General features: G+C 53.7%; 24 protein-coding genes and 1 tRNA gene. 14 read left to right on the top strand and 11 right to left on the bottom strand.

What is annotated here, in order from left to right; genetic code table 11:
- The first annotated feature begins 62 nt into the window (after positions 1-62).
- Positions 63-1115: an IS110 family transposase gene (locus FTW19_RS08270; protein ID WP_147647179.1), complete on the top strand. Its 1053-nt coding sequence runs from the start codon at positions 63-65 to the stop codon at positions 1113-1115.
- Positions 1116-1318: 203 nt separating this feature from the next.
- Here the strand turns inward: FTW19_RS08270 and FTW19_RS08265 are convergent, their stop codons facing one another.
- Positions 1319-1987: a carboxypeptidase-like regulatory domain-containing protein gene (locus tag FTW19_RS08265; protein WP_246153743.1), complete on the bottom strand. Its 669-nt coding sequence runs from the start codon at positions 1985-1987 to the stop codon at positions 1319-1321.
- A gap of 592 nt (positions 1988-2579) precedes the next feature.
- On the bottom strand, positions 2580-3851 hold the full coding sequence (locus tag FTW19_RS08260; RefSeq protein WP_147647177.1) for a hypothetical protein: 1272 nt from the start codon (positions 3849-3851) through the stop codon (positions 2580-2582).
- Positions 3852-4086: 235 nt separating this feature from the next.
- Between FTW19_RS08260 and FTW19_RS08255 the strand changes: the two genes are divergently transcribed.
- The 4 genes from FTW19_RS08255 (at position 4087) to FTW19_RS08245 (ending at position 8337) form a co-directional block, all read left to right on the top strand.
- Complete coding sequence (locus FTW19_RS08255; RefSeq protein ID WP_147647176.1) at positions 4087-6780, top strand: glycosyl hydrolase family 28-related protein; 2694 nt, start codon at positions 4087-4089, stop codon at positions 6778-6780.
- Between the two features lie 179 nt (positions 6781-6959).
- Entirely contained in the window at positions 6960-7106 is a 147-nt protein-coding gene (locus tag FTW19_RS25750; protein ID WP_187143368.1) for a hypothetical protein, read from the top strand.
- 24 nt (positions 7107-7130) lie between these two features.
- Positions 7131-7811 (top strand): FtsX-like permease family protein, encoded by a 681-nt coding sequence (locus FTW19_RS26420; protein ID WP_147647175.1) that lies wholly within the window; start codon positions 7131-7133, stop codon positions 7809-7811.
- Positions 7812-8220: 409 nt separating this feature from the next.
- Positions 8221-8337: transfer RNA gene (locus FTW19_RS08245), tRNA-Glu, on the top strand.
- Between the two features lie 64 nt (positions 8338-8401).
- Here FTW19_RS08245 and FTW19_RS08240 read toward each other — a convergent pair.
- Positions 8402-8668, bottom strand: coding sequence for a tyrosine-type recombinase/integrase (locus FTW19_RS08240; protein WP_246153642.1), 267 nt, complete (start codon positions 8666-8668; stop codon positions 8402-8404).
- Positions 8669-8751: 83 nt separating this feature from the next.
- Here FTW19_RS08240 and FTW19_RS08235 point away from each other — a divergent pair, with 83 nt between their 5' ends.
- Entirely contained in the window at positions 8752-9111 is a 360-nt protein-coding gene (locus FTW19_RS08235) for a PadR family transcriptional regulator (protein ID WP_147647173.1), read from the top strand.
- Entirely contained in the window at positions 9108-11798 is a 2691-nt protein-coding gene (locus tag FTW19_RS08230; RefSeq protein ID WP_246153641.1) for an ABC transporter permease, read from the top strand. The genes FTW19_RS08235 and FTW19_RS08230 overlap by 4 nt, the downstream gene beginning before the upstream one ends.
- Before the next feature lie 59 nt (positions 11799-11857).
- Here the strand turns inward: FTW19_RS08230 and FTW19_RS08225 are convergent, their stop codons facing one another.
- Positions 11858-12208, bottom strand: a complete 351-nt coding sequence (locus FTW19_RS08225; protein ID WP_246153742.1) for a hypothetical protein — start codon at positions 12206-12208, stop codon at positions 11858-11860.
- Positions 12209-12251: 43 nt separating this feature from the next.
- Between FTW19_RS08225 and FTW19_RS25740 the strand changes: the two genes are divergently transcribed.
- From FTW19_RS25740 to FTW19_RS08210, 4 genes are all read left to right on the top strand, one after another.
- Positions 12252-12428 (top strand): hypothetical protein, encoded by a 177-nt coding sequence (locus FTW19_RS25740; RefSeq protein WP_187143490.1) that lies wholly within the window; start codon positions 12252-12254, stop codon positions 12426-12428.
- Positions 12429-12633: 205 nt separating this feature from the next.
- A complete protein-coding gene (locus FTW19_RS08220; protein ID WP_147647172.1) occupies positions 12634-13662 on the top strand; it encodes a radical SAM protein in 1029 nt (342 codons plus the stop codon).
- A 345-nt stretch (positions 13663-14007) separates the two neighbouring features.
- Positions 14008-14382, top strand: coding sequence for a hypothetical protein (locus FTW19_RS08215; RefSeq protein WP_147647171.1), 375 nt, complete (start codon positions 14008-14010; stop codon positions 14380-14382).
- A 55-nt stretch (positions 14383-14437) separates the two neighbouring features.
- Entirely contained in the window at positions 14438-14653 is a 216-nt protein-coding gene (locus FTW19_RS08210) for a DNA-directed RNA polymerase subunit omega (RefSeq protein WP_147647170.1), read from the top strand.
- Positions 14654-15066: 413 nt separating this feature from the next.
- On the opposite strand, the gene FTW19_RS08205 is transcribed toward FTW19_RS08210, so the two are convergent.
- Together FTW19_RS08205 and FTW19_RS08200 are read right to left on the bottom strand one after the other, a co-directional pair.
- Positions 15067-15270 carry a hypothetical protein gene (locus tag FTW19_RS08205; RefSeq protein WP_147647169.1) on the bottom strand — a complete coding sequence of 68 codons (204 nt, stop codon included), beginning with the start codon at positions 15268-15270 and terminating at the stop codon, positions 15067-15069.
- Positions 15271-15420: 150 nt separating this feature from the next.
- Positions 15421-15873 carry a hypothetical protein gene (locus FTW19_RS08200; RefSeq protein ID WP_147647168.1) on the bottom strand — a complete coding sequence of 151 codons (453 nt, stop codon included), beginning with the start codon at positions 15871-15873 and terminating at the stop codon, positions 15421-15423.
- A 938-nt stretch (positions 15874-16811) separates the two neighbouring features.
- Between FTW19_RS08200 and FTW19_RS08195 the strand changes: the two genes are divergently transcribed.
- Positions 16812-17027, top strand: coding sequence for a hypothetical protein (locus tag FTW19_RS08195; protein WP_147647167.1), 216 nt, complete (start codon positions 16812-16814; stop codon positions 17025-17027).
- A gap of 120 nt (positions 17028-17147) precedes the next feature.
- Here FTW19_RS08195 and FTW19_RS26415 read toward each other — a convergent pair whose 3' ends face one another.
- The 3 genes from FTW19_RS26415 to FTW19_RS08180 form a co-directional block, all read right to left on the bottom strand.
- Positions 17148-17576, bottom strand: a complete 429-nt coding sequence (locus FTW19_RS26415; RefSeq protein ID WP_187143366.1) for a winged helix-turn-helix domain-containing protein — start codon at positions 17574-17576, stop codon at positions 17148-17150.
- A gap of 737 nt (positions 17577-18313) precedes the next feature.
- Positions 18314-18676, bottom strand: coding sequence for a hypothetical protein (locus FTW19_RS08185; protein ID WP_246153640.1), 363 nt, complete (start codon positions 18674-18676; stop codon positions 18314-18316).
- Positions 18677-18828: 152 nt separating this feature from the next.
- Positions 18829-19305, bottom strand: a complete 477-nt coding sequence (locus FTW19_RS08180; protein WP_187143365.1) for a hypothetical protein — start codon at positions 19303-19305, stop codon at positions 18829-18831.
- Between the two features lie 705 nt (positions 19306-20010).
- Here FTW19_RS08180 and FTW19_RS08175 point away from each other — a divergent pair.
- Positions 20011-21498 (top strand): two-component system sensor histidine kinase NtrB, encoded by a 1488-nt coding sequence (locus FTW19_RS08175; protein WP_187143364.1) that lies wholly within the window; start codon positions 20011-20013, stop codon positions 21496-21498.
- Positions 21499-22355: 857 nt separating this feature from the next.
- Here FTW19_RS08175 and FTW19_RS08170 read toward each other — a convergent pair.
- Both FTW19_RS08170 and FTW19_RS08165 read right to left on the bottom strand, forming a co-directional pair.
- Positions 22356-22751 (bottom strand): hypothetical protein, encoded by a 396-nt coding sequence (locus FTW19_RS08170; protein ID WP_147647163.1) that lies wholly within the window; start codon positions 22749-22751, stop codon positions 22356-22358.
- 865 nt (positions 22752-23616) lie between these two features.
- Positions 23617-24216 (bottom strand): response regulator, encoded by a 600-nt coding sequence (locus FTW19_RS08165; protein WP_147647162.1) that lies wholly within the window; start codon positions 24214-24216, stop codon positions 23617-23619.
- A 448-nt stretch (positions 24217-24664) separates the two neighbouring features.
- Here FTW19_RS08165 and FTW19_RS08160 point away from each other — a divergent pair, with 448 nt between their 5' ends.
- Complete coding sequence (locus tag FTW19_RS08160; RefSeq protein WP_147647161.1) at positions 24665-24865, top strand: cold-shock protein; 201 nt, start codon at positions 24665-24667, stop codon at positions 24863-24865.
- Positions 24866-25115 lie beyond the last annotated feature (250 nt).

Below are 25115 nucleotides of genomic sequence, written 5' to 3'. Positions count from 1 at the left end.
AAGATCGAGATAGGTAAGGGTTAGAGGACTGACCTATCGGGAAGATCAGGAGAAGCCTTCTTATGCAGATTGTAGGTTGTGATTTCCATCCGCAGTGGCAGCAGGTTTCATTTTTAGATCAGGAGACTGGCGAGTACCGGGAAGCGAAGCTAGTCAACGGTGATGGGGAGGCGGAGCGGTTCTACCGGTCGTTGTCTCCAGGAGCGCTTGTAGGGATCGAGTCGTGCGGCAACGCGCAGTGGTTTATTGATCTTCTAAGCAGTCTGGGTCACACGGTGTGGGTCGGAGATGCGGCGAAGATCCGAGCCAGCTATGTACGGAAGCAGAAGACGGACCGCCGGGATGCGGACCATATCCTGAAGCTGCTGGTGGAGGACCGGTTTCCGCGGTTGTGGACGCCTTCAGCCAAGCAGCGGGATCTTCGTCAGCTGCTGATCCACCGACACAAGCTGGTGGAGATCCGGACCCGGGTGAAGAACGGGCTGCAGCACCTGGCGATGAACCGTGGCGTACAGAAGCAGTCGCGGCTGTGGAGCGTTCGGGGGAGGGCTGAGTTGGAAAAGCTTCCCCTGGAGGGCTGGAGTGCTCGTCGACGGGAGGATCTGTTGGAACTGATGAAGGGTCTGGACCGGCAGGTCAAGGAGCTGGATGAGGCAGTCGTACAAGCGGCCAGGGAGGATGCGAAGGCGGAGCTGTTGATGAGCCAGCCGGGAGTCGGCCCGATCACGGCGATGGCCTTCGTACTGACGATCGGCGATGTGAGCCGGTTCGAGTACAGCGGGAAGGTCGCCAGCTATCTGGGCCTGATCCCCAGCGAATACACCTCGGGCGGCAAGCGGAAACTGGGAGCCATCAGCAAGCAGGGTAACCGGTTCATGCGCCAGTTGCTGGTGGAAGCAGCACAGACGGCCTGCCGGCTGGATGAGGGATTTCGAAAGCAGTATCAGGCTCGCTGCCACCACAAGCCGAAAGCAGTGGCCAAGGTGGCGGCAGCAAGGAGGTTAGCAGTGCGACTCTACTGGATGCTCAGGCTGAACAAACGCTATCCAGAGATCGCCCATATCGAGAGCAGCTCGGGGGTGCCCCTGGCCATCCATGGTCGTGACGTTGAGTGAGCGCTTTCGCATCCAGCACAGGCTGGATGTCCGCATAGAAGCATCATGGCCTGTTGTATACGGTCGAATCGATGGTTGGTGGGGCTAGGCCCCACAGAGATGTGATGCAGCGTTGAGTTACCCCAGAAGACACCGGTCCTCTAACCCCTTGCCTCTGGACTCTCAAACGGTGCCCTCGCATCGAATAATGACGTACGCTCTTTTTACCCCTTGACACAGTCTTCTTCCTTATCGAAGGGCACCCACGGATAGGTATTGATGGCGCCATCGATCTTGGTGCTATTGGCAATATTCGGCGTTCCGTTGACATTGGTGGCCTGGGAACGTTGCGGATTGCCACTGGCCGAATTTTGTTCGGCGGGAGGGGTCGCTCCGGGAACCAACTGATAGAGGCTTTGAAAGTTGCGGCCTGTTGTGGAGGTAGTCGGCAGGTTCTCCATCATCTCCGTCGAGATCTCATAGCTGACATCCGCTCGCTCGGTCTGTAGTGCCGGAGAAGCCGCCGTCACGACGACCTGATCAGAAGTCGACGCAAGTGACAATGTTTCATCCAGTTGCCGGGTCGCGTTGACGGCAACAACAACCCCCGTCACACGTACCGGACTAAACCCGGATACATTGATGGAAACCGTATAGACCCCGGGCACTAGGGTGTTTGCTGTGTATAAGCCATGGTCGTTTGTACTGATTGAGATTACGACCCCGGTCTCCACACTTCGAATGGTCACAGATGCATTCTGAATTGGGATCCCAGTCGGATCCAGTACGGTGCCTGTCAGGCCACCATAAATTGTTTGCGTATGCGCGTTACAGACAATGATGGCAAGCAGGATGAGTAGCAGAACGGGCCTTGACCAGAGATACGACACCATCGTGGACAACGGGGTAAAACCTCCCCGGATCTGGTTCCATGAGGGGAATTCCTCCCTGCTCTCAGTCAAAACACCCGGGCGATATATCCGCAAGTTTTCCGGCCTCTTCGGTCTGTTCATATCACTCCTTTGTCATTCACGATCTGTGCTGGAAGCAGCCTCTCAAACACCGGGCGGGCTCATTGCGGCAGAAAATGCTGTATTGAAAGCATTTGGGTTATAGAGATCGCAGGAGATGATTGACAAGTATTTACGGGTAACCGGGAAGATAAACCATGCAGGTAACCTGATAACAGTAGCCTTCACAAATGGCTTTCATCCACAAATTCAGCCTCCTTCTGAGGCGGAAACCGAGAAGCAGTACGGATAGCAGCGTGAGCTGATTCGGATTATGTATTTTCGAGGTTAAGCCACGTGACAGACGAAGGCACAGGGCTCGACTGACCTTTAAGCAACACAAAACGGTCTCGTCTCCGTATGCGATACCGGCAAAGAACCGTTCAGGATACACGGAGCCGCAACGACAGCTAGGTTTGTGTCAGGAGAATATACGGTTTGCGGCAATTTCTGCGATCGTTCGAAGGCGTGGGAACTACCAGACATCCGCAGCCACAATGGCTGGCGTGCCCGTATGACCGTCAACTTTAGTCATTTTCAGGACGAACTCCAGGTTGGCATCGCGCCAGTGTGGAGAAGCGATCGCATCTAGCTGCCGCAAGGCTTCCGCGGAGAGAAGAAAATTGACCGCGGCCAAGTTGCTGTAGTGACTAATGCCGGCGATCACAACAGTCGGCTGGCCGGTATCAGGGGCCCGAAAACGTGCAACGAGTGCATAATCTGTCCCGGTTTCCGTCGCCTGCATTCGGATGTCACGCATCCATGCACGATTTCCTGGATTATTGCGGTCTTCAATCCAATAAGTCTTGCTTTCCATCTCATCGGCAAAGTGAAACCGCATATTCTGTGTAAATCGCAGCGTCCACACATTGTTGTACGCACCAAGCAGGATTGTTGGCCCACCCGAAAGGTTTGAGAGTGTTGTTCTGCGTTGTCCCTGAACCGTGGACTCTTGTCCATGAGTGGAAAGCATTTTGACAATGGCTGATACCGGGCCGACATTGTCTACGTCTACAATGGACGGCGGATTTCCGGGGACGCTCGGGAGGACCGGATTGGAAGCGTCCATCAGTGCAACTGTACCGCGAGGCTCATCTCCAATACACAACAATATGTTCTGATGCGAACCTAGCAGGGAGCCCCAGAACGCGTCGAAGGCGCTCTTGCGTTCGCCTCGCCACACCAACACGCAGACCGCAGCTATTATGAGTAGGCAGAACATAGCCGCCCATATGATTTTCCACGATGGCCTCGCGGGAGCCTTGGCCACCGGGAACGGTTCTGCTTCCCCGTTTTTCGGAGATTGCTGAGCTTCGATCCCATCCATGGAGACCGGCAGAAGATGTTCGGCTGCAGGTTCCGGTTGGCTTCCCTCTAGCGGTGACTCAAAGATTGGGACATACGAACCCGCCGGAAAGCTCAGCTTCAACTCACTGTAATGTTCTGGTCGCGCGTAATATGCCAGGATGCGCTTGCGAATTTTCGTGGCAGTAACTCGAACGATCGGATCTTCCGTCGTATCGTAGTCGGGTTTACGCCCAAAGATCTCGATCCCGAGGATACGCTCTTTTAGCAAATCAGATTCACCAGCGAGTGCGCGACTGACAACAAAGCGCAGAAAGCTTGGATACCTCTGGCTCCGCGCAAATGACGGATCAGCCAGAAGCCGATCAAGCTGATTGAGGACAGCACTTTTTTCAGCGTCAGTCTGTGGAATCCATCCAGGCGTCGTGGTCTGTCCTTCCATCTCTGATCGTCCGCTTCCTAACGGAGCTTTTGAAAACTAATAAATCCGTGAAACCCCTGTCAAGGGCCTCCCTGCGCCCCCGAAATCGTGCTGAGATTCGAGAAGGACTCATGTAAACCCTTCCCATTTATCCCGATAACGCTTGTCCGCCACATCGACTCCTTCTTATAACGTCAGCCGAAGACTTTTGTTATTCGGTTCCGAATGTGTAGCAGGCATTTTTGAGGATAATACGATGACATTTCCGGCCACATCTCTCTATTGGCTCGTTGCAACTGCCCTATCCAAGCTAGAGTTCCGTACGGCTTCTATCGTTTTGATTGCGACCATCCTCTACGGTGTTTCCGTCGAGGCACAAGGCTCAACACAAACAGATTCTCCCACAATTACGGTAGGGGGCTCGATGTACACAACGCTCCGGCCCGTTACGATCACTGACTCTACACCCGGTTCCGTAATCTATTACACCCTCGACGGGTCTGTTCCGACGCCATCCTCGCCGGTCTATTCGTCTCCTCTATCCATCACCACAACCAGCACGGTTCAGGCATACGCAACTGCATCTGGATATCTGGACAGTGATGTTGCCTCCGCTTCCGTGCCTATTCCAACTATTTCCCCAACACTGTGGGACGCTCCGACGGTAGCTGGGCAGGTGTCGTATGTTGAAGAGATTCCATTAGCAGACCCTTCCCTATCAGGTGCCGGCTTTCTGAACGTCGTGACCCAAGGGGGAGTCGATAACACCGGTACGACGGACGCCGCCTGCGCGATACAGGCGCTACTGAACAACACCACATTAACCCACAACGGTGTAAAGTATGGGGCTGCGGCGCCATGGCAAGACTTGATTGTCTTTTTCCCAAACGGCACGTACCTTTTGAGCAACCCGGCTTGTTTGCCCTTGGCGAAGAACTATAGCGATGGAACGCCCGATTACGGCATGGTGTTTGTCGGAGAGAGTCAGGCGGGCAGCGTACTCAAACTTGCGGCAAATACCTTGCCGAACCTTCAATTTACCGGAAATACAACCGCAGGAAATCGAGTCATCTCGAATGTCTCCAACGTTTCCGGTCTATATGTCAATCAGCAGTTGCGTGGGCCAGCCATACGTCCGGGAACGACCATTGCAGCGATCGGGAGCAACTCTGTCACCCTGTCGATTAGTGCCAGTACGACCGCGACTGCGACAGCAGTCACAGTGCTCACTCCTGTTATTTTCACTCAATCCATCCTGGCGCTATCCGGAGGCGTTTACCAGCAATTCGGAAATCAGGCATTCCACAATGTAATAGAAAACTTAACCGTCGATACCAGTGCGAGCGGGAATCAAGCCGCCACAGGAATAAGCTTCCTGGTAAGTAATATGGGCACAATCCGCAATGTGACTCTCCTTGGAGATACGAGTTCCACAAGCACTGGAATGGGAATCGACATGACACGAGGCGTATTGGGACCAGGTCTTGTAGAAAATGTCTCGATATCCGGGTATAACCGCGGCGTAGATGTCGCCTATAACTGTTGCTCGATCAATTTGGAGCATCTGACGTTCGACAATCAACTTTCAGGCGCAATCTTCAATGCTGATGATTTGATCAATGCAAATGCCATCTGGATTAAGTCAGGGCATGGCTCATCTGCCATCACGAATTCGACGGGCAACGGAATGGTCATTCTCGCCAATAGCAGGATCGATCAGGCTGGATCAGCCCTGATCAATAACGTTTCGTCGACCGGGGGTGTTGTGTCGATTCGCAACACTTCATTTCCATCCGCACAGAGCAACCTTGGCGGCTCTTCCGGGACGATCAATGGGACCATTCGCGCTCAAAGCTATAACTCAGGCAGTGATTTCCTTCTTCCTCTCAAGCTGGACACGCCAGTGCTTCCCTACGATGTGGCTTCGCAGTGGTTCGCCCCGGCATCAGGGATGTCCGCACAGTGGACCGATCAGGTTACCACGCCAATTGATGCAACCTCTGCGATTAATGCGGCACTGACCTGTCAGAACGGAAGCACGTCCACGCTGTACCTTCCCCATGGGATCTGGTACATATCCTCTCCCATCAAAATCCCCTCTTGGGTTGACCGGGTCGTGGGCATGAATTCGACGATCCGCATTTTGCCTTCCGCTACCGCGAACTTCCCGTCAGGCACCCCAATGTTCGAAATTGTGAGCGACACCTCAGGCAGCTGCCCCTATGCACCAACCGTCGTGATCGAACGCCTGGCCTTTGACGCTACAGGAGCGTCCGTAAGTGGACTGTATGCCGTACAAGCAGATGCTCCTCTCAACAACATGATCGCTCGTACCGTGGTACTACGGGATCACTACAGTATTGGCGTCGGCCAGGTGCACCGCTTGGCCGACGCCGGAGAACTCTTCCTCGAAAATACGACGGGAAGCCCCGCTCGCATCGATGGAAACAACTATGTTTTAGCAAGGCAATTCAATTCGGAATCGGCAACCCTTGGATCGTCGCGCGTCACCAATAACGGCGCCCCTCTATGGATTTTTGGCTTCAAAACAGAAGGGCCCAGCAATATTGTTGCCAGCCTCAACTCTCCTTCGACAAATGAAATCATCGGGGGATTCTTTTACACACAACCAGGGAGTCACAGTACTGTTCCGGGAACAACGTGTGCCGGCGCGGGTTCAACTACGAGCACAACCAGTGCAACCTCCGCTATGTATATCCTTAGTGGCGGATCAAAAGTGGAATCTACGTTCATAGAAGAAGTAGAGCCTACGAGTTCCCAAACAGTGGCCTCCCAAAGCTATCCCTTCTATGTATGGGCTGCGGGTTCCTGTCAGGCTGGAGCAGGCGCGACGACGAACCCTTTTACAGATGTGATCAACCGTACGCCAATCTATACGGCACCAACAGAAGCCGGTTTCATTGTTCCCGAAATCCTGGCGGCTCCCTAACGTCGTCTGTCTTGTTATTTGGAGCTGCGCTCCACTGGGGCTTGAGCCACAGGCGATGGACCGATGATGTCCGCCACGCGATGGCCAAGCCCTCCTTATCTCCTGACTTTGCGCGGAGACCTCCCGTGCCTGTTCTCCTTTCTTGAACCTCTCGAAACATCCATTGAGTAACCAACTCCGTGCGACACATCCAAAACAGCGACATCTTTAACATCACGCTGCCGTCCTCGCTACCCGGCACCTTCCAGTGGCATGGCAGGTCCTTTGCACTGAAGTTCGGCGCGCAGACCATCGAAGTGCAGCATTCACCTGCTCATCCCGAATGAAATCCATCCCACGGAGCAATAACCATGAATCACATCTCGCGCAGAAAGAAACTCGGAGCCGCCTCACTCGCAGGTGCCGGTAGTCTGATGCCGCGCATGGCTACGGCCCGTGCCCACGGCCATGCACCCTTAACCATTTGCAATTCTCTCTGCAAAGACGCGCCGTACAGCGCTAAACGATCTTCTCGTCACCACCGGAGATCCCACCACGCTCCTTCACGCCATCTGCGCCAATATGCGCAACCTCAATCAAAATCAGGCAATCAGCACCGCCTACTCCCTCGACGACTTCCTCTCATTGTTCGTCTGGTCGCACGAGCGCTTCATCGCAATCCTTTTCGCCATCTTTTCCTTCGTAGCCCCGGGTCTCGCCACCATCGGTCTCGCCAGTGTAGGGCCAACTCCGTCGAGCAGCGCACCCGCGAGTTCTGGATCCGCATGGCCCTGGGCGCTCCTCAATGGAATGTCCTATTCCTCACCCTCGCCTCCACCGCTCGAACCACCGCCATCGGACTCGTCCTCGGCGGCCTCCTCAGCATCGGCCTCAGCGACGCGGTCCATCGTTGGACCCAAAGCAGTATGCGCGACGCCGCCGTTCTCGCCATCATCTCCGCCGTCTTCCTCGTCGCGTCGGCTATCGCCTGCTTCTTGCCCGCCCGCCGGGCCACCCGCATCGATCCGATGGTCGCTCTCCGCGACAACTAATAGAGTGGCTTCCATGCACGTCCACGAAAGCTAGAGATCCTGAGACTGTTGATCCGATCAGCCACCATGTTAACGACTTCTGCGCCATCAGATGTGGGTCGATGGTTGTGCTACGCGGGGTCCAGCAAGAAGAGCCTCAGGATGCATCTCCGTGAGGTCCCCGAGTTCTCGGGCTGTGTAGAGGTGAACCGACTTTTCGAGTCCCATGGCATTCTCCATATCTCCGTCCTTCGGATCGACAGATGATTGTCGGCCGTCCGGATTTTAACCCCGGCTCGCGACCCGGCATTTGGGACGGTTGCTAGATTGTCCAAGACCTGATTCGTCTTCAGCGAACCGCATTCCTGATGTAGACTGGCCAATTCGGCGTATCATCGTCGCGGACAATTGAGGAGCACTTAAGCTGTTCGTTCCTGTTGCTGTGGTTCATTCCGATGCATTCTGATTCTCAGCAATGCGTTATTGTTGCGAGTTGCCCGGCGCTTTCACGGCGATAACACGGGTTCGAATCCCGTCGGGGACGCCAAACATTCCAAAAAACTTAGCGCAAAACCCCGGAAATCGCCGGGGCTCCTCTGGGTCCCCCATTTTCATGCGCCCAGCACTGCCCTGTCGGCCGCCACCGGTCGCATCATCTCCACTACCTTTCTCAGTGCCTCTCGCTTGACCGGCATCTGCGCCTGCGCGTAGATGTCCATCGTTACCTTCACCGACCCGTGCCGCAACAGTTCCTGAACCACCTTCACGTCCTCCCCATCTGCATGGAGCAACGAGGTGAAGGTTCGCCGGAACGTATGCCAGCTGACCTGCTTCTTGATGCCAAGCCGCTTAACCACCGGTTGGATGTGATACCGCATGACCGTCGATAGCCAGATCGGTACATTCCCCTTGCGTTCAAAGGGGAAACTATGAAATTCTCCCCTTGCAATCAAAGGGGAGAATGGTGGACACCAAACTCGAGTTTCTTCGCGGCACGCTCGATGTTCTTATCCTCAAAGCATTGGTGTGGGGTCCTCTCCACGGCTATGCCATCACCAGTCTTATCCGGGGGCACAGCGACCACGCTCTGCTGCTGGAGGAGGGTACGCTATACCCCGCGCTCTGGCGCTTACAAAGTAAAGGACTCCTTGCGGCTGACTGGGGATTGTCCGAGAACAATCGCAAGGCAAAGTTCTATCGGCTCACGTCTGAGGGACGACGCCAGTTGCATCACGAAATCAAAACCTGGGAAGCGTATGCGACCGCTGTTGCCAAGGTTCTTAGCGCGAAGGAGCCTTCCTTATCGGAGGTAGCAAAGTGATACCCACTCCCATGTGGCGCCGCTATGCACGCTTTTTTGGCGCAGACCCGGTTGCCGACGTCGACGATGAGTTGCGATTTCATCTCGAAACCAAGACGGAGGAGTTGATCGCGCAAGGCTGGCAACCCGGGGAGGCGCGCAAAGAAGCAGAGCGCCAGTTTGGAGACCTTCGCATGATACGGAACGTAGGTAAAGCCTTTGGACAAAAAGACCAGAAGCGCAAACGCTTCAACGATTATTGGACCGATGCGCAACAGGACTTGCGATACACCTTTCGCATCCTTCTTCGTGATCGTGGATTCGCCGCAATATCGGTTCTTATTCTGGCATTAGCGATCGGCGCGAACATCTCTGTTTTCAGCGTGGTGAACTCGCTACTTTTGCGGCCGCTTCCGTTTCCTGAATCGAATCGGCTGGTATGGATTGCTCCACCTCCAAGCGAATGCGGCCTTTCCTGTGCCACCTACTCCGCCGACGCATACGACGAATTCCGCGCCGGAAACCGTACGTTTCAGGACGTCACGGGCTACTTTGCCTTTTCCACAGCAGACAATCTGCGCTTGAGAGGTCATGGCGATCCAGTTCCAGTAACGGGTCTCGACGTCATTGGCAATTTCTTTCAGGTCCTGGGAGTTCAGCCGGCGATGGGGCGCCTCTTCACGGCTGACGAAGGGCGTAAGGGCAGTCAACCGGCGGTGCTATTGAGCAATGCCTTTTGGAAACGGCAATTCGCCGCAGACCCAAACATCATCGGCAAGCCAATCAGCCTAAGCGGACAGGCTGGCGAGTTGGTTACGGTGGTCGGTGTGCTGCCGGCAAGTTTCGACTTCGGCGCGGTGTTTGCCCCGGGAACCAGAATCGATGTCTTCACACCCTTGTATCTTGATCAGGCTCGCGACTGGGGAAACATTGTGACTCTCATTGGCCGTCTCAAGCCGCATGTGACGGCAGCCCAGGCACTCGACGATGCCAACCGCATTGCTCCAGATATTTATTTCAATGTGAAATACCCCGAGACCAAGGGCCGCTACAAAGGCGATCTTATCCCTGTGTCGCTCAAGGACCATGTTACCGGGGCATTGCGTCGTTCACTCATCATCTTGTGGTCCGCAGTAGGCTTGATCCTCCTCATTGCTGGAGTTAATCTTTCCAATCTTCTGCTGGCCCGCTCGGCGGCCCGCGCCAAGGAATTTGCTATCCGCAGCGCGCTTGGCGCAAGCCGCAGCCGCGTCGTGCGTCAATTGTTGATGGAAAGTTTTGTACTCTCATCTGCGGGTGCGGTTCTCGGCATTGCCCTGGCTGCGATTCTGCTCAGATGGCTCTCCCATCAGGGTTCGCTGGCGCTGCCCCTGCTCAGCAGCTTGCGGATTGACGGCCACGCAGCAGGATGGTCTGTTCTCATCGTCACCTTCACTGCGCTTCTCTTCGGGTTTCTTCCAGGTCTGAGAATGTCAAGAGTCAATCATCAGGAGGCCCTCAAGGATTCGGGACAGAGAGCGGGCCTTGGTCGCACTCACGAGCGTCTTCGCTCAACACTGGTTGTCTCTGAGATCGCCCTCGCATGTGTTCTTTTGATCAGTGCCGGATTGCTGCTGCGCAGCTTCTTGAAGGTTCTGGACGTTGACCTTGGATTCCGGCCAGACAGTGCCGCGTCAATCAAGTTCGACTACGAAGATAGCGCTCCGACTTTTGAAGCAGCTGCGGCAAAACGTGGTGCCATCTTTCAGCAGGCTCTTACGCAAATCAGCGCACTCCCTGGAGTCGAAGCCGCCGGCATAGCAGACTATCTTCCACTTGGCCCAAATCGCCAGTGGGATGAACCGGCTCCGCAAGGAAAGACTTTCGCACGAGGTACGCTCCCATCTCCCCTCGTGTACGTTGTTTCCCCTGGTTTCTTCCGTGCGATGGGCATTCAGTTCGAAGGCCGTGATTTCACCTGGGCCGACAATCTGCAGAGTCAACGAGTTGTTCTCATCAATCACTCCGCGGCACGAGTGTACTGGCCCGGCGAAAGCGCGGTGGGAAAGATCCTCATGCGCGGCAAGGAGGCAGATCATGTGATCGGCGTTGTGAATGATGTTCGTGAAGAGGATGTTGAGGCGGGGACGGGATCGCAAATCTATTATCCGGCGACACAGCAAGACCCGGCTGGAGCGCAGCTTGTGATTCGCACGAGTCTTCCGCCGGCTTCGCTTGCCACCGGCATCCTGCACATTCTGCGTGCCCTGAATCCCAGGCAGCCTGCCGCTGAGTTCCGCCCCCTCCGCACAATCGTCGATCGCGCCGTCTCTCCGCGCCGTTTCTTCATGATGCTTGTGGGTGCCTTCGCTTCTCTCGGCGTTCTATTGGCCGCCCTGGGCATTTATGGAATCATCTCCTACTCTGTCACTCAGAAGACCCAGGAAATTGGGGTTCGCATGGCACTTGGGGCAACCACGGGCCGCGTCCGGCGTGACGTCATCCTTAGCACCTTACGTCTTGCTGCTATTGGCATTGTGACGGGAACAGTTGTCTCCATCACATCGGCCCGCCTCATTGCATCCCTGCTTTTCGGTACTTCACCGTGGGACATGACTACCTATTTGGTAATGATGTTAGCGATCCTTGCAGTAGCTCTGATGTCCGGATATTTACCGGCGCGAAGGGCTTCCCGTGTGGATCCGTTAGCCGCTCTTCGTATTCAGTAACTGCCTACCCGTTGATGCGCTATGGCATTGCCAAAGGCTGGGATATTAATCAAATGACTTTAAAGGTTTGACCGTCTGTCCGTGAAAGGACGCCCTATTTCGGGCGTGCTCGCAACAGCGATTTCCCGCACGCTCATTGGACCTGCGAGGAAAGCACTATGGCCTCCCCTGATAGCTGTTGCAAATGCACTCGCCATTCGAACCGGATCACGAGCACGCGATACAGCCGTATTTAGCAGTACCCTGTCGAACCCCCATTCCATCACCTGACACGCGTGAGACGGCAGACCGATACCCGCGTCTACGATAAGCGTGACGTGTGGGGCGTGCTCACGCAGTTCCCGTAAAGCCCGCGGATTGCGTGGTCTCTGGCCGGCCCCGATGGGAGCCGCCCATGGCATCAGCACCATACATCCATCGTCGATGAGACGTCTGCAAAGAATCCAGTCTTCCGTGCAGTACGGCAAACAAGCCGGATCAAGACCGAGAGAGAAAATCAACACCTACCTCTTGGAAACAGATTGCCCAAGCGAACAAGCCATTGCGGTGCTGGTTGTGCGCTGGCACATCTTGCGAACTGAATTCCCTCTTTTCTTCCTGGGCGTCACCCTCTTTGGCTCTGAGTTGTAGGTGAGCTGCCTCGCTTTATCTCCGGCCCTTGTTCACTGCGACACATGGCTGACTCTCGAACTTACGTGTGAGAATCGCGCCAGTCGCGATAATCGGTCGTGAGCCTACAAACCCAAGCCGCACGATGACGTCCAATAGTAGTGAGATGCAGGAATCTCATGACGGTAATCCGATTTGAATATACGATCCGTTTGAATGGAGACAGATGAAGACGACTGAAGTATTGAAGGCATGGAGAGGTATCCTCACGGGCCGAAAACCGTCTCTCTCCATCGAGATCACAAAGGAGTGTCCGCTCCGGTGTCCTGGATGTTATGCCTTTGACCCTGCTCATCTCGGGAATAGCTCGGAACTCCGACAACTTTCAGATTTCAAAGGTGAGCAACTGGTTAGCAACGTTCTTGCGATCGTCGACCGCGAAAAACCGTTGCATCTGTCTCTTGTCGGCGGTGATCCCTTGGTGCGCTATCGCGAGTTGGAGTTGCTGCTTCCGCAATTGGAAGCACGCGGTATCCATACACAGGTTGTGACCAGCGCTTTCCGGGTCATACCTGCCGCATGGAACAGATTGCGCCGCCTGAACATCGTTGTCTCTATCGACGGACTTCAGGCAGACCACGATAAACGGCGCAGCCCGGCAACTTATGAGCGAATTCTCAAAAATATTGCCGGTGCGAAGGTTACGATCCACTCCACGATTACGGGAGACGTTGCGGCCCGGCCTGGCTATCTGGAGGAATTTCTCAAGTTCTGGAGCGGACGTCCGGAGATCAACAAAGTATGGTTCAGCCTGTTTACGCCACAGCGAAGCGCGGCCGGCCCGGAGATTCTCACAACTGAACAGCGAGCGTTCGTGATCGCGGACCTTCTAAGACTTCGGGAAGATTATCCCATTCTGGATATGTCTGCATCGCTCATCCGGGAGATGCAGACTCCGCCCTCCAGCCCGGCCGAATGTATCTTTGCACGCACGACGCAGACAATCTCCGCGGACCTGAAGACCAAGATCACACCATGTCAGTTTGGCGGAGATCCGGATTGCGCTCAGTGCGGCTGTATCGCTTCCATGGGCCTGGCCGCAGTCGGCCACCACAAGGTATTAGGCAGGCTTACGGCAGGCCACCTCTTCGATATTTCCGACACCATTGGCATGTACTGGAGGAAGACAGCAACCATATTCAAGCGGCCTCAATCGGTTCCGGAGGATGTACCGTTCCGGATTTTGCAGAACTGATCGGTCTGCACGTCTTCCGTCATTCCTTCCACTCGATGAAGATGTTTCAGCAAGTCGGCCGTCCTCCTGTGCCCGAGGGAGTAGACTTATAACAGACGCAGAAATACGCTTTCTCGCCTTCAGCCGTCCTCTTCGCTCCAGACGAGTCCTTTACCAGGTACGCCACCGGACGATCGGAGCTGCAATGAACTTCCGCCTGACCTGACGAGTTGTCCGTTCTCGATACATTCCCACACTTCGGACGTAATCTGCGACGGACTCATCGCTTGCGCGAAAGCGGCAGACGCCGAACCACAATGGGAGCATCAGAGACGCCTACTCATTTCGCCTCTGAAGGAGGCCTCCATGCATCCGTGGATATATCCAGTTAGATCAGGAAGCGAAAATCACTTCGCCCTGCAAACGCTTCCCGAATTCTTTTCAGAATCCTCGGACTACATCATCGTCGCGCAAGATGCCATTGAGGTGCAGGACATCCGCAATGCTCCGGCATTTAGCATGGGCGCTTTTCTCGCGATGGTGGATGAAGCGAATATCTTTCCGACGATCAGTGTTTACACGCGCGAGGGCTACAATCGCAAACATGCACGCCTGCTCTATATGAATGCAGCGGCACTCCGTGTCTGGAAAGCCATGGGAAAGCATCCAAGGGAGATCGGAACCCAACATCGACCTCCAAACTCAGCGGTGCTCGCATTTGGAACGCCATTCGGTGCTTAACACCATTTCGTCACTCACCTTCTACATCTGCAAGTTTCCCCGAAAGGATTATTACGTGCGTTCACTTCAGGTCTATCGTGCTCTTGATCAAGTTCCGAACCGCTTTACCCTTTGCCATACAGTCTCTCAAAGCGTCCGGCGCATTCACGTCAACGGAAATCCCTTTGACGGTACCCTTACCGCAGTACTCGACGGTATCGGCAGCGGTGCATTTCACGGCCGGCTCATAACGTTGCCGTCTCGAGACCACAAAGCGCTTCTGGCCGCATAAGAATGCGCGATTCTGGACGCAGCTCTCCCACCAGGTAATCAGGAGCATCACGGCCCTGCTGCAAAACAGGACGCGAACTTTCCGCAGAGGCAGCGGCAAATCATCGGCTATTGCGCTTCTGAGTAATTATCTTTTTGTCATAGAGAACCAATAGTGGCGCCTCCAACAGTTGGAACATCGCACGGGCATAAGGCCGAACCACCGTCGGAAGATTTTGAAACGCAATCCCGGTTCTTCCTGGTGGAATTCGATAGACGTACAACGAGGACAACTGCGCCCCCGCCACAGGAGATGGGGTATCGGTCCGCCCCATTTCATCAGTTCAAATTTCATATTGATGCGATTTGCCGCAAATAGAGAGTGCGCGCGACGAATAAAAGGAAAGCCTTTCTCAAGAAAGAGCAAAGGTACTTTCACGGCAAACGTCTGTCGATCAGCTTTTCCCGCGACCAGGCGACCGAAGCCGGTATCGACCCTGATTCATCGATGGGCTTCGTTCCGTTATCGGCAAGCGTTGAGGCGCCGGGCACAAGCGGTTCCGGCGAGAAAATAATAAGCTTCTTCACCTTACGAGAAAGGTGCTTCTTAACGTCAGACTTCTGCCAATATCCGCTCATGCCGAGTCTCCATCCGTGCCGTTACGTGCTTGGAAGTGGCTCGTCTGGAGCAAAGCTGGAAAAGCTGAAGGCGAGTAAGGTTTGTTCTTGCTAGACCAAGCATACGCCTGCACACGCCGTCGCGCCGCTTCCTATCAAAGAATTCGTAGCTCACAATCCGCGCAGAAAACTCGGCACCACCGTGTTGAACTGCTCTGGACGCTGAATCGGAGCGAAGTAAGTGACACCTTCGAGCAGGACCAGACTGGCATTGGGACAGACCTGCGAGATATTCTGTGTGTTCGGGCAGGCATGTGTAAATAAGACAGAGTAGACGTTTCGGACCTTGGCTCTGGACGGACGAGCGAGATGTAACCAGGCTGCCACTTCTACGGCTTTCATCTGGTCTATGGGAACACCCGCCGATGCCTGGCGCACCGCAGATACGTGCAGGTAATAACCTCTGGAGTATCTTAACGCGGAGTTATCTCCGTCGGTGGATCCAACCGCGTTTGGGGTCCCCTGTTCCTGTCTAAGTTGCATGTGCGGTCCAGCCATGATCGGATCGGCTTCATAACCGTCAATCGGTTGTGCGGGCATTTTCGAGAAGTGTGAAATCCTCATCGCTATACTCCAAGCCCGCACTCTTTTGCGATAAATGCGCTGGCCACGCGGGTTCTTCTCAGACTAGCGAAACAGCCTTACATAGGGGCGACGCTTTCGGCTCGACTGGGATTACTTCCCTACCGCATAAAGCCACCTCCGTATCGTGAGAGCTAACGGAGTTTTGCATGCTTCGTGCTTCTATTAAGAGAGCTCTGTCGCACGTTTGGGACACTTCTTTTTGCAATAAATCCATTCCGCGCCAGGATCAAAAGATCGTGCGTAGCAGGCCGTGGCAACCCTAGTATGCTCGGCCGGCAAGGTCGCTATCTCCATCCCAGTCGGCTTTCCGAAATAATTTCTACGGTGAGGACCCGTGGCGCCCGTGGCAAGGCAAGCGAGAAGGGTGGACCTTTCCACATTTCGAACTCGCCTAGAGCCACACAATCGCAATCATTTGACAAGACCCTTTTCAGGGCGTAGACCATCAAGCATGGCGCAGCAAATCATTGTCGATGCGGTGCGTGAGAATGCCACCGTCTTTGGGATCCCCGAGTTTTCGGTTGAGCTCTCGCCACCCTGGATGTGCCCGACTTGCAAAGTGATCTACGGTCTGTTCATTGAAGGAGAAGTCCTCTCAACCGATGGCGCCGCGAGCATTGCAGCTTTAGACCGAGCACTGAGAGGCGAATGTGAAAGGTCTCATCCGAGCACACATCTGCGGAGCATCAACGGGCAGCCTGCAGTGATCCTTTGATACAGCGGATGAATGAAAGTTCTCTAAACTGACATAACTCGCGGACGCTGGTGGGAGTGGAGTGTTCGGATCGAACTGTGAGGATGGCTTTCCGGGTGCGCGTTTCGACCAATAGATTGACGTTTCTTGGCGGCTTCCCTGGAAGGAGCCTCGCCCATCGACAATCGCCGCACTGCGCTCATCTTAAGTGATACGCTTTGGCATGAGAGAAATCACCGTTTCGTTTTTCAGCCCTGCCGGGAGTGAATTCACGAAAACCAAGACTTTCGACGCGACTCAGATCGGTTGTATTCCTTTGGTGGGCGATCACATCGCATCCACTGAAGAAAGAGAAGAGATCTGGTTAGTCAAGAAACGCTTCTTTCACTTTTACACAGAGGAAGAGGTGGGGATCGACCTGCATTGTGAGCGTATCTAGCCTTATGTGATCATTTACCTTGATAAACACGGAAAACAGAGATCGCTAAAAGCCTTCAATACGAAGTCACAGGAAATAGAATCGTATCTCCTCGAGAGCTAATCTCGCATGTGGTTGGGATCATGGGCTCCTCCTGATACCCTTTGCAAAGCCTGTAACAATCGAAATAATCTGTTTCACCACCCTCGACCACGTCGATGAGGGAACAAAGATCTCACGATGCCGCCTGACCAGCGCAGCATTCATGCTTCTTGGCGCGTCTTGATTCGTCGACCAGGAGGACCTTTCAAATGGCTGACCGGGACGAGGCGGCGGCGCTACAAGTGCTTTGGAAGAGATACGGTAACCGCGATGCCGAACTGTTTCTATATATTCTCCTCGATTAGGCAGCTTACCCAAAGTGAGGCGCAGTCGGTGGATAGCTTGCGTGAGATTGTATTTTGCGACTTTAGAATCACTCCATAGCTGTTCCATCAGGACGAAGTTACTCACCGTTTGTCCCTTTGCCCCAAGGAGCAACGCAAGCAACTCAAACTGTTTCGGGGTCATGTGGATGACCTCAAGTCCCCGTAGCAGCCGCTGGGACGGTATGTCCATAACGTACTCTCCAAACTGGATGATCGAGGGCTCCTGAGGCCTGAAGTACACGCCATTTTTGTGAAGGCATGATGAATGCATTCATCGCGTCTTCGGGAGCTAGGATAGCTTTCGACCGTCGGTTTACATGGTCAAATCTGACCATTTCCAACACAAACACCTAACCAGAGAGAGCCTGCCTGACGATTGCGCATTTGCTACCTTGAGGGCGATCCGATGCACATATTTAGCAAGAAGCACGAACTAGCAAACATGTTGTCTTTCGGCGCTACTTCAATAGCACTTGCATTGTTTCAGAAGGTACGGCCTAATGACTGAGCTAAATAGCTCACCTTGACTGGGAAACAGAGACAAATCCAGGTGAGCAGATCGGTGCAACTCGAATGCCTGCCACACGATGGGACCGCGTCGACGCCCGGACAGCTTCAGAAATGTGAAGATCTTCGTTGCAGAATCGATTGGCCCCGTCGCAATGACCTTTCCCCCTGCCCAATGTGGTGATCGTGTGGTTCTCGACATGGAGGGTAAGATGGCTGGCAGTGTTACAAACCGATGTCACTGACTACGGAATGATAGCCAATGGAGCGGGTGGCCCTGGACTACTGGTCCGACAACAGCTAAGAATGCTTCAACATATCCGGGCGAACCCCTTCCCCACTGTAATGTCTTTGTTGCCCTGGGACTCACAGCTACTCGCTGAACGGCATGCCGAAGGCCAGCACAGCGGTGCGGGGTGGCCGATGACACTCGCCAACTGCCACGCCGGCCTTATCCATCACACGCCAAAGCCTCAAGGCGACTGCGTTCATGTAGAAAGTGCGGCATCCTGTCCGCGTGATCTGGGGATCGACATAGATGCTGATCTGGTTGATGTATCTGGTCTGCTGCGTATCAACCAAGAATGGCCACATGCTGACGGAGGGGGAGTTCTGCAGGTCCTTGATCTCAAGGAGGCTTTGGGCAACAGCCATATAGTTCATGGCAGGCTCCGGAGCATTGAGCCCCTTCCAAAGAGCTAACGGCCGTGGAGAGATACTATGTTGCAGGGTCATGATGCCTCCAGCATGCTCTGGCGTGGCACGGCTATCCGCTACGGAACAGCCCGATAAACTTTTATGAATCAGTGGACGCTTGTGAGGAAGCATTCTCACACGGTGAATATCGCTCGCGGCATGGATTGAGAAGAGATGCCATCGTTTTCGCATTATCCAATCCTGATGGACTGTAATGTCGCTATAGCGGTCTGATCGTGACGGCCCGGATCGATTCGGAGTTCGATCGACCTAACCCGTCTGAGATCGAAATAATAGTCTTCCGTCTCTGATGTTGAACCGTTAGGGCTGAATGCCCATTGCTGTCGAACTAGTTCCTTGCGCGGCTGGTCTTCCGCCCAAGCATACAAAGCGATCTCCTGGCTACGTTCTAGGCTGCTTTCCAAAAACTGTAGATGGATCCGTTTGACCGCCTGCGGCTTGTCGAAGCTCAGCTTGATGTGCTGCACACCTGATGTTGCAGCCTTCCATGATTTCAGGCTAGTGTCCTTGAGTGCATTCTCGAAAGGGTATTCTGGGTCTTCGGAGGAAAGCTCCACGTGGGCGATATACTCGAGATCCAACCATGGTCGACGCTCAGCTCGTATTTCGGGAATCTCGGCAGTCACAGGTACGATAGTTTTGCGCATTGTTCTTTTCTCCTGACAGAACGTGACGAGCAGTCGCGATTGCATTTCCGGCGGGATTATCGCTAACGGATACGTCGGAAGTGGATGTCTGTTAGATGCGCTTCGGTAAAATACGTCTGAAAATTTGCAGATGGATATTTCAGAGCAGAGCCGGATAGACTGCTCCTGCGGCAAGAGGCCGCGGAATTAGATTGGCTTTCTCGCGAGTTCCTGAACTAACATAGCGCATCTCCCCCACTTGCGTTCGTCAGTACATTGAATCCCAGAGAAGATAGTTATAGAACTGTGGACGGTGGAGTTGTTTAACGATTCGAAGGTTTTTGGGGTTATCAGCCGCTCTGGTAACGGTGAAGACGTTTTGTCCTCCATTCGACCTTACAGAGAAGCGGGTTCGCACGCTGGCAGGGTCATGCGTGGAATTCAAGGTAATGAAGTGCCCGCCGGCTGATAACGTTCGTGCTATCTGAAAGAATCGCGATAAGGCCCGCCTGTCTTTCCACAATAGAACCGACAAAGTGATTCTAGATTTAGCGATTTCAAGGCGACGGTGAAGAGCTAGAACGCATCGTAGTGATTACGAGTAGACCTCTCGCTAGGAAGAATAGCCTGGCAGTCCGGCCACGCCGGATCGAGACTTTCCGTAGACGCTCCTTCGAGGGCAGCCAGATCTGCCGCGGAATGGCGCTCGTTGAAAGCGGCCCGCCAATGAGCGATCTTGCTGTCCAAATCGTTACGCACACCATCCATCAAGCCGAGAGGCTTTCTTCACAACTGAAACGAGCAGGGATTCCCACCACAATCGCACTAGGAACGATCGGCGCATTGACTTCCAATGGCCGCGACTTGTCAGGCCCAATTCTGGTGACGGAGGAAGCGCTAACATCTTCGCTGGCGGAACGGCTTTTCGAATTGATCGACACACAGCCAGACTGGTCAGATCTACCGCTTTTACTGCTACTTACACCCGATGGAGCATCGAAGAACAGCTTCAGCAAATTGTTGTCTCGTGGATCGACGACGATCTTAGAAAAGCCGCTCAGTTTCCACACATTGGCCAGTGTGCTACAAAGTGCACTTCATGCGCGGCGAAAACAGTACCAGACTCGCGATGCGATCCAGGCTCTGGATACATGTAAGGCGCGGATGAGATCAATACTTCGAAGCAACGGGATCTGCGTAGAACATTTAGACCTCGATGGCAATCTGCTTGCGATGGACTTCGATGGACAGGAGCGGATTGGTATCCCCAACTTTACGGAAATACGCGGAGCTTCGTCGCGCTCATTCTGGAAAAAAGAGGAAAGCTCATGCGGCGCTGAAGATGCGATGAAGGCAGCTCGTTCCGGGAGTGACGGACACTATGAGCGCCACTTCATGACCTCAAAGGGAGAATCTGTATGGTGGGACATCAAACTATTACCGGAGCTAAACCTCATCGGCGAGATCGACCATCTCTTGGCAATCTCCCATGACATTACCCCACGCAAGCAGGCGGAGCAGGCTCTAATTCAAAGTGAAAAGCTTGCAACCGTCGGCCGCCTTGTGAGCTCCATCGCACATGAGATCAATAATCCACTTGCGGCTCTGACGAACCTGCTCTACCTTGCCCGCCTGGAAGAAAACCGGCCTGAGGTGATGGCATATTTGGATATCGCGGATCAGGAGTTGCGCCGCGTCTCCATTATCGTTAACCAGACCCTACGGTTTCATAAGCAATCATCGAGTCCACAGGCCGTGAGCCCAACAAATTTGCTCACAACGGTTCTTACTCTGTATCAAAGAAAACTTAATAGTGTCGCCGTGCAGGTGGAGATGGACCTCATGGCAAGCTCACCGGTGTCCTGCTTTGAAGGAGATATTCGTCAGGTCGTGAGTAATCTGGTTGCGAACGCGATTGATGCCATGAGCCATGGTGGTCGACTCATTCTCCGCACACGCGAATTGAGGGGAAAGACATGCTTGAAGCGAGGTCTAGTGATTACAGTCGCTGACACAGGTGATGGCATGTCCCCCGTTGTGCAGTCGAAGATCTTCGATCCCTTCTTTACGACCAAGGGAATCGATGGGAATGGCCTGGGGCTATGGATCAGTCAAGAAATTGTGAAGCGACATCATGGAAACCTGACAGTAAGAAGCCGCCAGCGCAAGGATGCTTCAGGTACGGTGTTTCGGCTATTTCTACCGGCTTTCTAAAGAGGATGTACCGCCTCGTTGCCAGGGGTGCTCCCTATGTTTCTGATGCCGCCCGTGCCCGCCCTGGTGGCTGCCCTACTCCCCTCCAAATGCGTGCATACCGGTCCATTTGTTGACTCTTGAGTGGCTGCACAGATTTTGATTGCAACTCTGACCGAACAGACAACGGTGAGCCGATAGATGCAATCGAAGAGATTACGTTCAAATGATAGGCTCGCCACATATGGACCCAGGTCCCATTCACGCTATCGTTGCGGCCACCTGGCATTTACCCGCAAAGACCAGAAAAATGCGAAGTTCGGATGCAATCATCCGGAGGGAGGAGCATAGCCATGAAATGCGGTCGGGGGAATTGCAACGGTATCTTGGTGAGGTCTTTTCGACGCAGAACACCTCTCCACATAGTTTTGAAGTGGATCGGGTTTTACCCCTGGCATTGCTATACGTGCGAGCGCAATGCCATGCGACACAAGCGTTCCGAGCAGCCTTCTGCTTCTGTTGCGTAACCATCTGCTCACCATGTGTGAACAGCTTGGCGGCAGCCTCTAAGGCGTTGCAAGGGAACGTTATGTTCTCGTCACTGACACGGTGGCAATTGACGAGACAAGATGCAGCCGGCGGAGTTGAGCCGAGACAGGAACATCCATCTCGCGGGGAAGCCCCGAAAATACAGATTCTCATCCCATCAGTGGCTAGATCACCCAGAGGGCCTGATCGCTGAACTCTCCGCCCTTAACCGGATGACCCTTCCGATGCATTAGACAGCTAGCGGAATTGACCGCCGATACAGCGAACAACAGCGCTGACATGACTGATGCGAGCTGGGCACCTGTAATCGCCGGCGCCTCAACCAGCAGTCAATGAACCACGGTTTCATCAGACACAGACAAGGTTTCATTCTGCTGGATCTGATAGGGATATATCTTCACTCTGGCCAGAAAGAGATTTCGATACTGGCTGACTTCAAAATGCTTGATCTGCACCGTATTGAAGCGCTCACTTATGTGATTAAGAGCCAGTCTGAGAGTACCTGCAATCGCTTCCTGCGGAGTGGTCCCCAGTCCGCTTCTTAGCGTCATTTCCGTAATCCTGATGAAATGCCCTCCACGCGCCCTGATCTCTTGGCCCAGCCAGTGCGCGTCTCCCGACCGCACGAAGCTCCAATCTTCGTCGAACTTTTCCGTCACAAGTTCCAGATCGCCGGGCATCTTAGCTGACCCGTGTACAAGCATGACTAGTGCGACAATACGCATCGTAGGACTCTCTCATATTCTCGTAGTTAGGACCAAGCACGGGAAGAGGTTGGATATCGCCACGTTATCGTCGTATCCAAAAGAAGCAAGGCCGAAATTTCTTGCAGGATTCTCAACAAAAACGAAAAATCATCGGCGAGTAGCATGTATCTCCATCCCGGCTCCGTAAGGCGCGGCAGCGACAGCCGGGATGATGCTTATCGTCTCCAATAAGGCGCCTTGCTTTGCGGGGGACCATACATCCTGCCTGAAGCTCAAGACATGGAAGAGCTTTCGGGAAGTATCCCACGGGGCTCACTTTCGTGCCGTTCAATTTTGCTCATTGATCGTTTTTTTGTGCGGGAGTGACCAGTTCCCCGGGGTACTATCCTGCTACATCGCCGCTCCACTCGCTCATCCAATCTGGATGGATGGAGTAATTCGAATACGCGGTGAAACGTAGCGAAGCTTTCACAGCCGCTTCGTAGAATCCCCTGTTTCCTATCCACGTGACGCACATCAGGCTCAAGCGCTTATGGTGATCTTCACTGTTGCCTGGACTTCGTTGCTCGTGGGTGTCGTCATCCAAGCCATTCGTGATCGCCTCCGGTGAGGACGCGTTTCCACGAGCTTTAAAGTTCAATCCTCACGAGAGAAGCACTCCCAACTCCCAACGCTTCGCTCGGCCGAAGTGCATTCGTCATATTCAATTCCAAAAGGATACGAACACGGACTTGTCGACTGTATAAGAAATCGCTGATGCCTTCGGCGATGCAGCCGAGGAGTTGACCTTGACTGCATCCCTCTTTTGAGCTTGCCTTTGAGGTCGTCAGCAACGTCTCTTCCGCCCGTAGCCCGTACCCTAGCCAGAGTTATGACAATTCGCTCATATCTCCGGCTTTGCAACAGAAACAAATCTGTGGACATTGTCGATGATTTCGAAACGAACTTTACTGGAGCAGAAATCACATTCTGCAATGTTAACTCCCGTAATAGCACTTTCCAACGGGAAAGTGCGTAAACACTCGGGACAGGTAACAGCAATTCTTCCTTTGCCATTCCGCACCCAAACTGCGGCATTCCCGTGGCTTTCCGTCCTCGGCCGCGCAGGTAGTTCGTGAAGCAAGTCCTCCATCTTCGAGAACAACTCAGTCATTTTGTAGCCAGCTTTTGGAAAAAAGGCATCCGCAAGGACCGAATCTGGGACAGCCAAGCCTATAAATTCTCCTGAAATAACGATGACAGGGATAAGAGGAAAGCGTCTGCGGACTACAGATAGAAATTCGAAACCGCTCATGTTTGGCATGCGTAAATCGGAAATAATGATGTCAGGAAGGGACTGCTTAAGAGCTGCCAGTCCTTCAAAGCCGTCTTCCGCACAGCGAACTTCGTAGCCTTGGTTCTCAAGCAACGCGGAGCCCAACTCCCGCAATAAAGGATCATCATCTACAACGAGTACACGATATGGAAAGGGCCTCGTAGACACGTGGTTACATTTTAGCCGATGTCCTCTGTCCGCCTCGTCTTCAGTACTCTAGGGAATTCCGCTGCAATTTCAATCCGCAGGCCGCGAATTAATTTACAAAATCATATCCCGGGAGATACTTTCACCCTAAATCGAAATGCACGCGCATTTTGAGGAGAACCGCTGCGACATCCATTTTTGAGAGATCGACAAGATTCAATCCTCGGACGGTCTGGGCGAGCCTTATCGCCGTTTCCCGCGCATAGATAGGAGCATTCTTTCAAACATCGAGAGGAGGACGGTTTGCGGACGATCTGAGCAATATTCGGATTTTGATTCCGGAATGCTGCTAGACTAATAACAGTCGTTGGAATCGATCTGGTCTTCCTGCTTGTTCTGGCTCCTCGCTTTACTCGCACAAATTCCCAAATTGCGTTCAGCGGTAAATCGAGTCATAAAGGAAAACATCATGGAACAAGGAACAGTTAAGTGGTTCAACGACGCGAAAGGCTTTGGATTTCTGAGTCGCGATAACGGCGAAGACGTTTTCGTCCATCACAGCGCCATCCAGAGCAACGGCTTTCGCTCACTGCAGGAAGGCCAACAGGTTCAGTTCAATGTCAGCAAGGGGCCCAAGGGCTGGCAAGCTGAAAACGTCCAGATCGCCTAACTCGAATCTGGGAAGAAGAAGAAGAAGGGCAGCCACAGGCTGCCCTTCTTCTTTCGCGATCCGCATCACGTTCATTCCGCTCACCTCGCATTAAAAGGAGACGGGATGCATCTATAGAGATTGACTGCGGCATCGCCGGACGCGAACGGCGCTTCTCTTTTTGGTATGCCCTTGCGAAGAAAAACCTGGCACAGGAAGTTCGTTATCTCGCCATCAATACTATGGTGCCCATGCTCTAGGCGATTTAGTA

Origin of the sequence: Terriglobus albidus (assembly GCF_008000815.1) — a bacterium.
Taxonomy (GTDB): domain Bacteria; phylum Acidobacteriota; class Terriglobia; order Terriglobales; family Acidobacteriaceae; genus Terriglobus; species Terriglobus albidus_A.
The sequence above is the reverse complement of the archived record's forward strand: the minus strand, read 5'-3'. Positions and strand labels throughout refer to the sequence as shown.

Bases quoted from the DNA above. Each gene is read 5' to 3' on its own strand.
- FTW19_RS08270 (WP_147647179.1), top strand. From the start codon at position 63: ATGCAGATTGTAGGTTGTGATTTCCATCCGCAGTGGCAGCAGGTTTCA.
- FTW19_RS08265 (WP_246153743.1), bottom strand. From the start codon at position 1,987: ATGGTGTCGTATCTCTGGTCAAGGCCCGTTCTGCTACTCATCCTGCTT.
- FTW19_RS08260 (WP_147647177.1), bottom strand. From the start codon at position 3,851: ATGGAAGGACAGACCACGACGCCTGGATGGATTCCACAGACTGACGCT.
- FTW19_RS08255 (WP_147647176.1), top strand. From the start codon at position 4,087: ATGACATTTCCGGCCACATCTCTCTATTGGCTCGTTGCAACTGCCCTA.
- FTW19_RS26420 (WP_147647175.1), top strand. From the start codon at position 7,131: ATGAATCACATCTCGCGCAGAAAGAAACTCGGAGCCGCCTCACTCGCA.
- FTW19_RS08240 (WP_246153642.1), bottom strand. From the start codon at position 8,668: ATGCGGTATCACATCCAACCGGTGGTTAAGCGGCTTGGCATCAAGAAG.
- FTW19_RS08235 (WP_147647173.1), top strand. From the start codon at position 8,752: ATGGTGGACACCAAACTCGAGTTTCTTCGCGGCACGCTCGATGTTCTT.
- FTW19_RS08225 (WP_246153742.1), bottom strand. From the start codon at position 12,208: ATGGTGCTGATGCCATGGGCGGCTCCCATCGGGGCCGGCCAGAGACCA.
- FTW19_RS08220 (WP_147647172.1), top strand. From the start codon at position 12,634: ATGAAGACGACTGAAGTATTGAAGGCATGGAGAGGTATCCTCACGGGC.
- FTW19_RS08215 (WP_147647171.1), top strand. From the start codon at position 14,008: ATGCATCCGTGGATATATCCAGTTAGATCAGGAAGCGAAAATCACTTC.
- FTW19_RS08205 (WP_147647169.1), bottom strand. From the start codon at position 15,270: ATGAGCGGATATTGGCAGAAGTCTGACGTTAAGAAGCACCTTTCTCGT.
- FTW19_RS08200 (WP_147647168.1), bottom strand. From the start codon at position 15,873: ATGAGGATTTCACACTTCTCGAAAATGCCCGCACAACCGATTGACGGT.
- FTW19_RS08195 (WP_147647167.1), top strand. From the start codon at position 16,812: ATGAGAGAAATCACCGTTTCGTTTTTCAGCCCTGCCGGGAGTGAATTC.
- FTW19_RS26415 (WP_187143366.1), bottom strand. From the start codon at position 17,576: ATGACCCCGAAACAGTTTGAGTTGCTTGCGTTGCTCCTTGGGGCAAAG.
- FTW19_RS08185 (WP_246153640.1), bottom strand. From the start codon at position 18,676: ATGACCCTGCAACATAGTATCTCTCCACGGCCGTTAGCTCTTTGGAAG.
- FTW19_RS08180 (WP_187143365.1), bottom strand. From the start codon at position 19,305: ATGCGCAAAACTATCGTACCTGTGACTGCCGAGATTCCCGAAATACGA.
- FTW19_RS08175 (WP_187143364.1), top strand. From the start codon at position 20,011: ATGAGCGATCTTGCTGTCCAAATCGTTACGCACACCATCCATCAAGCC.
- FTW19_RS08170 (WP_147647163.1), bottom strand. From the start codon at position 22,751: ATGCGTATTGTCGCACTAGTCATGCTTGTACACGGGTCAGCTAAGATG.
- FTW19_RS08160 (WP_147647161.1), top strand. From the start codon at position 24,665: ATGGAACAAGGAACAGTTAAGTGGTTCAACGACGCGAAAGGCTTTGGA.